The 12,130-nt window shown below is 67.7% G+C and carries 11 protein-coding genes; 8 read left to right on the forward strand and 3 right to left on the reverse strand.

The annotated features are described in order from the left end of the window. Positions 1-141: 141 nt before the first annotated feature. From clpA to MYL53_RS06595, 3 genes are all read right to left on the reverse strand, one after another. Positions 142-2,418 carry an ATP-dependent Clp protease ATP-binding subunit ClpA gene (gene clpA / locus MYL53_RS06585; protein WP_247852823.1) on the reverse strand — a complete coding sequence of 759 codons (2,277 nt, stop codon included), beginning with the start codon at positions 2,416-2,418 and terminating at the stop codon, positions 142-144. 135 nt (positions 2,419-2,553) lie between these two features. Continuing rightward, entirely contained in the window at positions 2,554-2,916 is a 363-nt protein-coding gene (clpS, locus tag MYL53_RS06590) for an ATP-dependent Clp protease adapter ClpS (protein WP_247852824.1), read from the reverse strand. Between the two features lie 221 nt (positions 2,917-3,137). Continuing rightward, positions 3,138-5,372: an NADP-dependent isocitrate dehydrogenase gene (locus MYL53_RS06595; RefSeq protein ID WP_247852825.1), complete on the reverse strand. Its 2,235-nt coding sequence runs from the start codon at positions 5,370-5,372 to the stop codon at positions 3,138-3,140. A 32-nt stretch (positions 5,373-5,404) separates the two neighbouring features. On the opposite strand from MYL53_RS06595, the gene MYL53_RS06600 reads away from it, so the two are divergent. The 8 genes from MYL53_RS06600 to MYL53_RS06635 all read left to right on the forward strand — a co-directional run bounded on the left by MYL53_RS06600 (position 5,405) and on the right by MYL53_RS06635 (position 12,000). After that, positions 5,405-5,638, forward strand: a complete 234-nt coding sequence (locus MYL53_RS06600; protein ID WP_247852826.1) for a hypothetical protein — start codon at positions 5,405-5,407, stop codon at positions 5,636-5,638. After that, positions 5,635-6,285 carry a pseudouridine synthase gene (locus MYL53_RS06605; protein WP_247852827.1) on the forward strand — a complete coding sequence of 217 codons (651 nt, stop codon included), beginning with the start codon at positions 5,635-5,637 and terminating at the stop codon, positions 6,283-6,285. The genes MYL53_RS06600 and MYL53_RS06605 overlap by 4 nt, the downstream gene beginning before the upstream one ends. Beyond that, positions 6,282-6,731 carry an NUDIX domain-containing protein gene (locus tag MYL53_RS06610; RefSeq protein ID WP_247852828.1) on the forward strand — a complete coding sequence of 150 codons (450 nt, stop codon included), beginning with the start codon at positions 6,282-6,284 and terminating at the stop codon, positions 6,729-6,731. The genes MYL53_RS06605 and MYL53_RS06610 overlap by 4 nt, the downstream gene beginning before the upstream one ends. A 130-nt stretch (positions 6,732-6,861) precedes the next feature. After that, positions 6,862-7,992 carry a tRNA 2-thiouridine(34) synthase MnmA gene (mnmA, locus tag MYL53_RS06615; RefSeq protein ID WP_247852829.1) on the forward strand — a complete coding sequence of 377 codons (1,131 nt, stop codon included), beginning with the start codon at positions 6,862-6,864 and terminating at the stop codon, positions 7,990-7,992. Beyond that, complete coding sequence (gene hflD / locus MYL53_RS06620) at positions 7,989-8,630, forward strand: high frequency lysogenization protein HflD (protein ID WP_247852830.1); 642 nt, start codon at positions 7,989-7,991, stop codon at positions 8,628-8,630. The genes mnmA and hflD overlap by 4 nt, the downstream gene beginning before the upstream one ends. A gap of 43 nt (positions 8,631-8,673) precedes the next feature. Next, on the forward strand, positions 8,674-10,053 hold the full coding sequence (purB, locus tag MYL53_RS06625) for an adenylosuccinate lyase (RefSeq protein ID WP_247852831.1): 1,380 nt from the start codon (positions 8,674-8,676) through the stop codon (positions 10,051-10,053). Positions 10,054-10,362: 309 nt separating this feature from the next. Further along, entirely contained in the window at positions 10,363-11,550 is a 1,188-nt protein-coding gene (locus MYL53_RS06630) for a ribosomal protein uL16 3-hydroxylase (RefSeq protein WP_247852832.1), read from the forward strand. An 18-nt stretch (positions 11,551-11,568) separates the two neighbouring features. Continuing rightward, positions 11,569-12,000 (forward strand): GNAT family N-acetyltransferase, encoded by a 432-nt coding sequence (locus tag MYL53_RS06635; protein WP_247852833.1) that lies wholly within the window; start codon positions 11,569-11,571, stop codon positions 11,998-12,000. The last annotated feature ends 130 nt before the right edge of the window (positions 12,001-12,130 follow it).

Here is a 12,130-nt window from a genome sequence, read left to right on the forward strand (position 1 = left end):
CTCGCCGACTTTTCAGACACCGCCTTAGGGCGTGCCCGCAGCGCCCTTTGGAGACTCCCCGCCAGCACGGCTCCCAGACGCACAACGCCCCGTCCGAAGACAGGGCGCTGATAAGTTGGCGGGAGCGATCGACGCGCCGTCTCAGGGCGCGTCGGCCAGTTCCGATTCAGATGCCAGGTGCAGCTCGCCGCCTTCGACGCTGACGTGCACCACGCCACCGTGCTCGGCCAGTTCGCCGAACAGGATCAGCTCGGCCAGCGGCTTCTTGAGCTTCTCCTGGATCAGGCGCGCCATCGGCCTGGCCCCCATGTCGGGATCGTAACCCTTCTCGGCCAGCCAGTCCCGGGCCTCGTCGTCCACGTCGAGCTGCACGCGCTTCTCGTCGAGCTGCGCCTGGAGTTCGATCAGGAACTTGTCGACCACATTGCGCACCACCTCGGTGGGCAGGGCGTGGAACTGGATGATGCCGTCCAGGCGGTTGCGGAACTCCGGCGAGAAGGTCTTGCGGATGACCTCCATGGCGTCGGTGGAGTGGTCCTGGGTCTGGAAGCCGATCGAACGACGCGTGGCCTGCTCGACCCCGGCATTCGAGGTCATGATCAGGATCACGTGACGGAAGTCCGCCTCGCGGCCGTTGTTGTCGGTCAGCCGGCCATGATCCATCACCTGCAGCAGCAGGTTGAAGACTTCCGGATGCGCCTTCTCGATCTCGTCGAGCAGCAGCACACAGTGCGGCTGCTTGGTGATCGCCTCGGTCAGCAGGCCGCCCTGATCATAGCCGACGTAGCCTGGAGGCGCGCCGATCAGCCGCGACACGGTGTGACGCTCCATGTACTCGGACATGTCGAAGCGCACCAGGTCGATGCCCATGATATGGGCCAACTGGCGGGCGACCTCGGTCTTGCCGACGCCGGTGGGACCGGCGAACAGGAAGCTGCCCACCGGCTTGTCCGGCGCCTTGAGGCCGGCACGCGAGAGCTTGATGGCCGCCGCCAGCCCGTCGATCGCCTCATCCTGGCCGAACACCAGCATCTTGAGGTCGCGGTCGATGTTGGCCAGCAGCTTGCGATCGGAGCTGGAGACGCTCTTCGGCGGAATCCGCGCGATGGAGGCCACCACCGCCTCGACCTGATCGGTATCGATGGTATCGACACGCACCTCGGGCGGCAGCAGCCGCTGATGGGCGCCGGCCTCGTCGATCACGTCGATGGCCTTGTCGGGCAGGTGGCGATCATTGATGTAGCGATCCGCCAGCCGCGAGGCGCTCTCCAGCGCGGCGTCGGTGTACTTGAGGTGGTGATGCTCCTCGAAGCGCGAACGCAGCCCCTTGAGGATGCGAATGGTGTCCTCCACCGAGGGCGCCATGACATCGACCTTCTGGAAGCGGCGGGCCAGCGCGCGATCCTTCTCGAAGATGCCGCGGAACTCCTGGAAGGTGGTGGAGCCGATGCAGCGCAGCTCGCCGGAGGACAGCAGCGGCTTGAGCAGGTTGGAGGCATCCATCACGCCGCCGGAGGCCGCGCCGGCGCCGATCACGGTGTGGATCTCGTCGATGAACAAGATGGCGTTGGGCTGCTTGCGCAGCTCGGCCAGCAGCGCCTTGAGGCGCTTCTCGAAGTCGCCGCGGTACTTGGTGCCGGCCAGCAGCGCACCCATGTCGAGGGAGTAGACCACGGCGTCGCCGATCACCTCGGGCACATCTTCTTCGACGATGCGCTTGGCCAGTCCCTCGGCGATGGCGGTCTTGCCCACGCCGGCCTCGCCGACCAGCAGCGGATTGTTCTTGCGCCGCCGGGCCAGGATCTGCACCACCCGCTCGAGCTCGTGATCGCGCCCGATCAGCGGGTCGATCTTGCCCATGCGGGCCTGCTCGTTGAGGTTGGTGGCGTAGCCGGTCAGCGGATTGCCGCCCTGCTCGCTGCCGGCTTCCTCGGCATCCTCGGCCTCGGGCGACGGCGAGCTCTGACTCTGGCCATGTCCGGCGACCTTGGAGATGCCGTGGGCGATGTAGTTGACGGCATCCACCCGGGCCACGTTCTGCTGCTTGAGGAAGTAGACGGCCTGGCTCTCCTGCTCGGAGAAGATCGCCACCAGCACGTTGGCGCCGGTCACTTCGCTCTTGCCGGAGGACTGCACGTGGAACACCGCGCGCTGCAGGACGCGCTGGAAACCCAGCGTCGGCTGAGTCTCGCGGTCGGCCTGATCCTCGGGAATCAGCGGCGTGGTGGAATTGATGAAATCCTGCAGGTCGGACCGCAGCTTATCGAGGTTGGCCCCGCAGGCTCGCAGCACGTCTGCCGCCGAGGCATTGTCGAGCAGCGCCAGCAGCAGGTGCTCCACGGTCATGAACTCGTGACGCTTGGAGCGCGCCACGGTGAAGGCCGTGTTCAGGGTCAGTTCAAGTTCTTTGCTCAGCATGGCAGTCCCCTTCTCGCCGCTTAGGGCTTGCATCGGATCCTTCTGGGTCCGGCATCATCAACATCGAGCACAAACATTGGCGTTGCAAGTCGCACCGCCAACGCTGGCGATTTCCCTACTTCGACACGCCAGCGCTCAATCCGTTGCCTCGATGTCGCACAGCAGTGGATGCTGGCACTCACGGGCGTATTCATTGACCTGATGGCTCTTGGTCTCGGCGATGTCGCGGGTGAAGATCCCGCAGGTCGCCTTGCCCTGGGTGTGCACGGCCAGCATGATCTGCACCGCTTTCTCGTTGTCCATGTTGAAGAACGTCTGCAACACTTCCACCACGAACTCCATGGGGGTGAAGTCGTCGTTGTGCAAGACCACCTTGTACATCGGTGGCTTCGCCAGCTCAGGCTCTGACGACTGCACCGCCAGGTCGCCGTCGCCCTCTTCCTCCGGCCCCGGAGGACGCGTCATGCCGGCATGCACCGACGCGCGGTGCGCCATCATGCCGTCTTCCTGTGTCTTGAACATAAGCTTCACTGTCGCTATCGACAAGCCGGTCGCCGCCGGGCATTCCAACCGTGTTTGGACGCCGGCGGGGCGGCCGGGTTCATCGGGATTGATTCACTTTGCCGTCTTTGGCCGCCGCCAGCAATGCAACGGCCCCCGCCCGGGAACGGGCGGGGGCCGGAACACGTCGACGACGTGCCTGTCGCGGGCGGTCGCGCTTAGCGCTCGGCCACCAGCTCCAGGGCCGCGTTGAGGGTGCGGCTCGGGCGCATCACGGCATCGGCCAGCTCGCCGTTGGCGTGGTAGTAGCCACCGATGTCGACCGCCTGCCCCTGCACGGCGTTGAGCTCCTCGACGATGACCGCTTCCTTGGCGGTCAGCTCGACGGCGAGCTTGCCGAACAGTGCCTTCAGCTCGGCGTCCTCGTCCTGGGCAGCCAACGCCTCGGCCCAGTACATGGCCAGATAGAAGTGGCTGCCGCGGTTGTCGAGCTCACCGACCTTGCGCGACGGCGACTTGTTGCTGTCGAGGAACTTGCCGTTGGCCTCGTCCAGCGCCTTGGCCAGCACGCGGGCGCGGGCGTTGTCGAAGGTCTTGCCCAGGTGCTCGAGGGACGCGGCCAGGGCCAGGAACTCACCCAGGGAGTCCCAGCGCAGGTGGTTTTCCTGCAGCAGCTGCTGGACGTGCTTCGGCGCGGAGCCGCCGGCGCCGGTCTCGAACAGGCCACCGCCGTTCATCAGCGGCACGATGGACAGCATCTTGGCGCTGGTGCCGAGCTCCATGATCGGGAACAGGTCGGTCAGATAGTCGCGCAGCACGTTGCCGGTCACGGAGATGGTGTCCTCGCCGCGACGGATGCGCTCGAGGGAGAACTGCATCGCCTCGACCGGCGCCATGATGCGGATGTCCAGGCCGTCGGTGTCGTGATCCTTGAGGTAGGCCTCGACCTTGTTGATCAGCTGGGCGTCGTGGGCGCGCTGGGCGTCGAGCCAGAACACCGCCGGAGCACCGCTCTCACGGGCGCGGGACACGGCCAGCTTGACCCAGTCGCGGATCGGCGCGTCCTTGGTCTGGCACATGCGCCAGATGTCGCCTTCTTCCACCGCGTGCTCGAACAGCACCTCGCCGGCCTCGTCGGTCACGCGCACGGTGCCGTCGGCGGGAATCTGGAAGGTCTTGTCGTGGGAGCCGTACTCTTCGGCCTTCTGAGCCATCAGGCCGACGTTGGGCACGCTGCCCATGGTGGTCGGATCGAAGGCGCCGTTCTTCTTGCAGTCCTCGATGGTGGCCTGATAGATGCCGGCGTAGCAGCGGTCCGGGATCACCGCCTTGGTGTCGTGCAGGGCGTCATCGGCGCCCCACATCTTGCCGGAATCGCGGATCATCGCCGGCATGGAGGCGTCGATGATCACGTCGCTCGGCACGTGCAGGTTGGTGATGCCCTTGTAGGAGTCGACCATGGCCAGGCTCGGGCGCTCGGCGTACAGCGCGTCGACGTCGGCCTCGATCTCGGCCTGCTTGTCGGCCGGCAGCTTGGCCATGGTGGCATACAGGTCGCCGATGCCGTTGGTGGCGTCGAAGCCGACCTCTTCCAGCGCCTCGGCGTGCTTCTCGAGCACGTCGCGGTAGAACTCCTCGACCACCATGCCGAACATGATCGGGTCGGAGACCTTCATCATGGTGGCCTTGAGGTGCAGGGAGAACAGCACGCCCTGAGCCTTGGCGTCGGCGATCTGCTCGGCGACGAAGGCGGACAGCGCCTTGCGGCTCATCATGGAGCCGTCGATCACCTCGCCGGCCAGCACCGGGGTGCGCTCCTTGAGCACGCTGACGCTGCCATCGTTGCCGACCAGCTCGATCTTGACCGCACCGTCGGCGCCGATCACGGCGGACTTCTCGCTGCCGTAGAAGTCGCCGTCGGTCATGTGGGCGACATGAGAGCGGGAATCGGACTGCCACTCACCCATGCGATGCGGGTACTTGCGGGCGTAGTTCTTGACCGAGCGCGGCGCGCGGCGGTCGCTGTTGCCCTCGCGCAGCACCGGGTTCACGGCACTACCCTTGACGCGATCGTAGCGGGCCTTGGCCTCGCGCTCGGCGTCGCTGCTCGGCTCGTCCGGGTAGTCGGGCAGCGCATAGCCCTGGCCCTGCAGCTCCTTGATGGCCGCCTTGAGCTGCGGCAGCGAGGCGCTGATGTTGGGCAGCTTGATGATGTTGGCTTCCGGCGTCTTGGCCAGCTGACCCAGCTCGGCCAGGTGATCGCCCAGCTGCTGCTCGTCGGTGAGAACGTCGGGGAACTGCGAGATGATACGCCCGGCCAGGGAGATATCACGGGTCTCGACGGTAATGCCGGCGGAATCGGTGTAGGCGTCGATGATCGGCAGCAGGGAATGGGTCGCCAGAGCCGGCGCTTCGTCGGTCAGCGTATAGATAATCTTCGGCGTTTTGGACATGTGGCGTAGATCTCTCTGGTCACTGCATTAACATGAAACGGATCGAAGCGCACACTCTCGATGTCGGCGACACGGGCAACCAGGGCGAGCCACTCGGCGCGATCGCCGACACGCGACATCGGCCACCCTCTGAGCGGGTCACGCCAGGCCCGGAAAATGACGAGGGCGCTCCGGCGAGCGTCGCGCAGTATATCAGCCCGCCGCCCGCGACGCATGGCGGCGATCCCTGCCATCCCGCCGCGTCGACCGGTAAGATACGCCCATGAGCCGCTTATATCTCTTTCACAAGCCCTACCGGGTACTGTCCCAGTTCACCGACAAGGGCGACGCCGAGGGCACGCCCCGCGCCACCCTGGCCGACTATCTCGACGTGCCCGGCATCTATCCGGCGGGCCGACTCGACCACGACTCCGAGGGCCTGCTGCTGCTCTCCGACGACGGCGAGCTGATCCACCGCATCAGCCACCCGCGTCACAAGCAGCCCAAGACCTATCGCGTGCAGGTCGAGGGCCGGCCCGACGATGCCGCCCTGGACGCCCTGCGCCGCGGCGTCGAACTCAGGGACGGCCCGACCCGGCCGGCCCGGGTCCGACGCCTCGAGGCGAGCGAGCTGCCCGAGCGCGAGCCGCCGCTGGACCCGAAGCGCCACCCGGTCACCACCTGGCTGGAGCTGATCATCTCCGAGGGCCGCAACCGCCAGGTGCGGCGCATGACCGCCCACGTCGGCCATCCCACCCTGCGCCTGGTGCGGGTGGCGATCGGCTCATGGACGCTCGACGGCCTGGCGCCGGGCGAGTGGCGCCGCGAGACCCTGCACGCGCCCAAGCCGCCCTCGGACCGTCGCGACTCCGGCCGCCGGACCAGCGGCCGCCAGAACGGCAAGTCACGCAACAGCGGGAGGACACGCCGATGAGCCGCTGGCACCCTTACGTCACCGTGGCCACCGTGGTCGAGCGCGCCGGGCGCTTCCTGATCGTCGAGGAAGACCGGGGCGGGCCGGAGACCGTCTTCAACCAGCCGGCCGGGCATCTGGAACCGGGCGAACGCATCCAGGACGCCGCCCTGCGCGAGCTGCGCGAGGAAACCGCCTGGCAGGTAGGCCTCAGCGACTATCTGGGCATCTACGTCTATCAGGCGCCGGACGGCACCACCTTCCACAGCCATGGCTTCTACGGCATGGCGCTGGCCCGACTGGGCAACGAGCTCGACCCGGACATCCTGGCCACCCACTGGGTGACGCTGGAAGAGCTGGAGGCACTGGAGCGACTGGGCCGGCTACGCAGCCCGCTGGTGCTGCGCCGCGTGCGCGACGCCCTGGCCGGGCGCTTCTACCCCATGGACGTGATACACGAGCGGTAAGGGGCGAGGGGCGAGGGGCGAGGAAACCTCGAACCTCGAACCTCGAACCTCGAACCTCGAACCTCGAACCTCGTCTCCAGTGTCGTGTATAATCCCGCCCCATTTGCGACCACCCCAATCCGAGAGCGTCATGACAGCCACCCAAGGCAAGGTGATCGTCGGCATGTCCGGCGGCGTCGACTCCTCCGTCTCCGCCCTGCTCCTGCTCGAGCAGGGCTATGAGGTCGAGGGCCTGTTCATGAAGAACTGGGACGAGGACGACGGCACCGAGTACTGCACCGCCAAGGAGGACCTGGCGGACGCCGAGGCCGTGTGCGCCAAGCTCGGCATCAAGCTGCACACCGCCAACTTCGCTGCCGAGTACTGGGACAACGTCTTCGAGCACTTCCTCGCCGAGTACAAGGCCGGGCGCACGCCGAACCCGGACATCCTCTGCAACCGCGAGATCAAGTTCAAGGTGTTCCTCGAGTACGCCGAGATGCTCGGCGCCGAGCGCATCGCCACCGGGCACTACGTCCGCGGCGGCCGGGCGCGTGGCGAGCTCGACGGCGTCGAAAGGCCGCGCCTGCTCAAGGGGCTCGACGCCAACAAGGACCAGAGCTACTTCCTGCACGCCGTGCCCGAGGCGGCCATCGCTCGCACCCTGTTCCCGGTCGGCGAGCTGGAGAAGCCCGACGTCCGCGCCCTGGCCGAGCGCCATGACCTGGTGACGGCGAAGAAGAAGGATTCCACCGGCATCTGCTTCATCGGCGAGCGCCGCTTCCGCGACTTCCTGCAGCAGTACCTGCCGGCCCAGCCCGGCACCATCGAGACCCCCGACGGCGACGTCATCGGCGAGCACATGGGCCTGATGTACTACACCCTCGGCCAGCGCCAGGGGCTCGGCATCGGCGGGCTCGCCGACTACTCCGACGCCCCCTGGTTCGTGGCCGACAAGGACCTCGAGCGCAACGTGCTGGTGGCCGTGCAGGGCAAGCACCATCCGCTGCTCTATACCGACAGCCTGGCCACCGAGCCGATGGACTGGGTCGCCGGCGAGCCGCCGGCCACCGAGGGCCGCCTCACCGCCAAGACCCGCTATCGCCAGGAAGACGTGCCCTGCCGCTTCGAGACCACCGAGGACGGCGGCGTGCGGGTCCGCTTCGACGAGCCCCAGCGCGCCGTGACGCCCGGCCAGTCGCTGGTGCTGTACGACGGCGAGATCTGCCTCGGCGGCGGCGTGATCAAGGCCATCTGGAACGCCGAGGAGGCCGCGCGATGAACGGCACCACGCCCATTCACCGCGCCCCGGACTCGCCCGTCGCGCGCCAGGCCCTGGCGCTGGCCGGAGTGTTCCAGGCCGCCAGCCAGGTCGACCAGCTGGCCCGCACCGGCCAGGTCGACCAGCGCGCCTGGGACACCCTGATCCACGCCACCCTCGACACCGATCCGGCCAGCTTCGAGGCCATCTACGGCGGGCACCCCAACAACCTGCGCCTGGGCATCGAGACCCTCGAGGGCATGCTGGGCCGACGTCAGGCCAATCCGGTGGTGATGCGCTACGGTTTCTCGCTGCTGATGCTGATGAGCAAGCTGAGAAACGACAACGACATGATGGACACCCTGGGCGCCCGCCTGACCCGCATCCAGGGTCAGGCCGAGCACTTCGGCGAGACCCACGAGAACGTGGTCGCCAGCCTCGGCGAGGCCTATCAGGACACCATCTCCACCTTCAAGAGCCGGATCGTCGTCCAGGGCGATCCCTCGCTGCTGCAGAGCCGCATGATGCCCGAGCGCGTGCGTGCCTGCCTGCTGACCGGCATCCGCTTCGCGCTGCTGTGGCACCAACAGGGCGGCCGCCGCTGGAAGCTGATGTTCCAGCGCGGCGCCCTCAAGAAGGCCCTGGACGAGCTGAACTGATTTCCCCCACTGATTTCTCCACCACGCCACCCGGAACGCGACCATGCAGCCCAAGTCACTCCCCCTGACCGCCCTCACCGCCCTTTCTCCCGTCGATGGCCGCTACGGCAGCAAGGCCGAGGCCCTGCGCGAGCACTTCAGCGAGTTCGGCCTGATCCGCGCCCGGGTCATCGTCGAGGTCCGCTGGCTGCAGCGCCTGGCCGAGCAGCCACAGATCACCGAGGTGCCGCCGCTCTCCGCCGAGGCCACCGCGGCGCTGGACGCCCTGGTCCGCGACTTCTCCGTGGAAGACGCCGAGCGCATCAAGGAGATCGAGCGCACCACCAACCATGACGTCAAAGCGGTCGAGTACTTCATCAAGGAGCGCATCGCCGAGACGCCCGAGCTGCACGCCATCACCGAGTTCGTGCACTTCGCCTGCACCAGCGAGGACATCAACAACCTGTCCCACGCGCTGATGCTGCGCGGCGGCCTGGACGCGCTGCTGCCGGTGATGCACCAGGTGGCCGACGAGGTGGCCCGCCTGGCCGAGGAGCACGCCGCCCAGCCAATGCTGTCGCGCACCCACGGCCAGACCGCCAGCCCCACTACCCTCGGCAAGGAGATGGCCAACGTCGCCTACCGGCTGCGTCGCCAGCTCAAGCAGATCGAGAGCGTGGAGCTGTTCGGCAAGATCAACGGCGCCGTAGGCAACTACAACGCCCACCTGGCGACCTACCCGGAGGTCGACTGGGAGGCCAACGCTCGTACCTTCGTCGAGGGCCTGGGCCTGACCTTCAACCCCTACACCACCCAGATCGAGCCGCACGACTACATCGCCGAGCTGTTCGACGCCGTGTGCCGCTTCAACACCGTGCTGATCGACTTCGACCGCGACGTCTGGGGCTACATCTCGCTGGGCTACTTCAAGCAGAAGACCGTGGCCGGCGAGATCGGCTCCTCGACCATGCCGCACAAGGTCAACCCGATCGACTTCGAGAACTCCGAGGGCAACCTGGGGCTCTCCAACGCCGTGCTGGGTCACCTGGCCGAGAAGCTGCCGATCTCCCGCTGGCAGCGCGACCTGACCGACTCCACCGTGCTGCGCAACCTGGGCGTCGGAATGGCCTACGCGCTGGTGGCCTACCAGGCCTCGCTGAAGGGCATCGGCAAGCTCGAGGCCAACCCGGCCCGCCTGGCCGAGGACCTGGACAACAGCTGGGAAGTGCTGGCCGAGCCGATCCAGACCGTGATGCGTCGCTACGGCATCGAGAAGCCCTACGAGAAGCTCAAGGAGCTGACCCGCGGCAAGCGCATCGACCAGGCCGGCTTCGCCGCCTTCATCGACACCCTGGAATTGCCGGCCGAGGTGAAGGGCGAGCTCAAGCAGCTGACCCCGGCCAACTACATCGGCAACGCCGAAGCCCAGGCGCGTAATCTGTAAGCGCCCGGCCGGTCAGACGATCAGGGGCGGGCATCGTAGCGATGCGATATCTACCCGGGGACGCTGACACCAGCGCAGCCGCGCGCGTGGCTCGCCAGGGATGGCGAGCCGGCTTCACCCGTGAGGGATTATGTTGTGAAGCGACGCGCAGGCGGCAAGCGCAGTGTCAGGGTTTCGTTCCCGGGATCGCGAGCACGAGGCCCGACCCTTAACCCGCCATGCCCCTCATCGGCTGGCCCCACATGCTAGTATCCCGACAGGCGCCACTCGGCGCCTGTCGCCGTTTCATCCCTTCGCGAGCGCGAGCCAATGTCACGACAGTCCCGAGACGAACCCCTCACCCTGCTCGGCGGGCGCACCGCAGCCGACTTCCTGCGCGACCACTGGCAGCGCCGGCCGCTGCTGATCCGCGGCGCCATCCCCGACTTCCAGAGCCCCCTCGAGCCCGACGAGCTCGCCGGCCTGGCCTGCGAGGAGAACATCGAGGCGCGTCTGGTCGAGGAACGCGGCCCCGACGGCCCCTGGCAGGTCAGCCACGGCCCCTTCGACGAGGCCACCTTCGCCCGCCTGCCGGAGCAGGACTGGACCCTGCTGGTCCAGGCCGTGGACCACTACGTGCCCGAGGTCGCCGAACTGCTCGAGACCTTCGACTTCCTGCCCAGCTGGCGCCTCGACGACATCATGGTCAGCTACGCCCCGCCGGGCGGCAGCGTCGGCCCCCACGTCGACCAGTACGACGTCTTCCTGCTCCAGGCCAGCGGCCAGCGCCGCTGGCAGCTCGGCGGCGAGGTCGGCGACGACGCCCCGATCCTCAAGGGCATCGACCTGCGCATCCTCGAGACCTTCGAGGTCGAGGCCGACGCCGACTGGGTGCTGGAACCGGGCGACATGCTCTATCTGCCGCCGGGCTGGGCCCATCACGGCGTCAGCCAGTCCAGCGACTGCATGACCTTCTCGGTGGGCTTCCGCGCCCCCTCCGCCGACGAGGCCGTGACCTCCTACGCCGACTACATCGGCGAACAGCTGCCGCCCTCGCTGCGCTACGCCGACGCCGGCATGACGCCGCCCGCCGACCCGGCCGAGCTCGATGACGCGGCGCTTGAGCGCATGCGCGCGCTGATCCTCGAGACCCTCGACGATCCCGCCCAGCTGGCCCAGTGGTTCGGCCGCGTGATGACCCAGCCCAAGTACGTCGACCAGCTGGTGGCCAGCGAGACGCCCACCGACCCGAACGACCTTGTCGCCGCGCTACAGGACGGCGAGACGCTGGAGCGTAGCCCCGGCTCGCGCTTCGCCTGGCGCGCGCTGGACGACGCACGCGCCACCCTGTTCGTCGACGGCGACGGCGTCGAGTGCTCGATCGCCCTGGCCCGCGCCCTGGCCGGCGGCGAGCCGGTCGACGCCGACCTGCTCGCCTTCGACGACGCCCCGCGCGTGCTGACCCATCTGCTCGACGCCGGCAGCCTGGCCTGGTGGAGCGACCACGAAGAAGAATGAGACACGAGGAGTAAGCGCATGAGTGGTAACGTCGAGATCCGTGAGGGCGACTGGCAGACCCTCGGCGAGGCGGCCGGCGAGATCCGCCGCGTCGTCTTCATCGAGGAGCAGGACGTGCCCAGGGACGAGGAATGGGACGGCCGCGATCCCGAGTGCCTGCACTTCCTGGCGTTGGCCGACGGCCGCCCCCTGGGCACCGCCCGGCTGCTGCCAGACGGCCATATCGGCCGCGTCGCCGTGCTGGCCGAGGCGCGTGGGCTCGGCATCGGACTGGCGCTGATGGAGGCGGCCATCGCCGCCGCCCGCCATCGCGGCCTGCCCGCGGCCGAGCTCGCCGCTCAGACCCATGCCCTCGCTTTCTACGAGCGGCTGGGCTTCGAGGCCTTCGGCGACACCTTCATGGACGCCGGCATTCCGCACCGCAACATGATGCTTCGCCTCGACGCCTGATGCCCTCTCCCGCATCCAGCGCGGGAAACCCGACTACAGGAAACACGCCTCACACCCCCATTCTGTAGTCGGGCTACAACCCTCGCTGCCCCCAAGGATCAATTGTTGAGCCGCGCCATGGCGGCCCATA

Source organism: Halomonas getboli (assembly GCF_023094245.1).
Taxonomy (GTDB): Bacteria; Pseudomonadota; Gammaproteobacteria; order Pseudomonadales; family Halomonadaceae; genus Halomonas; species Halomonas getboli.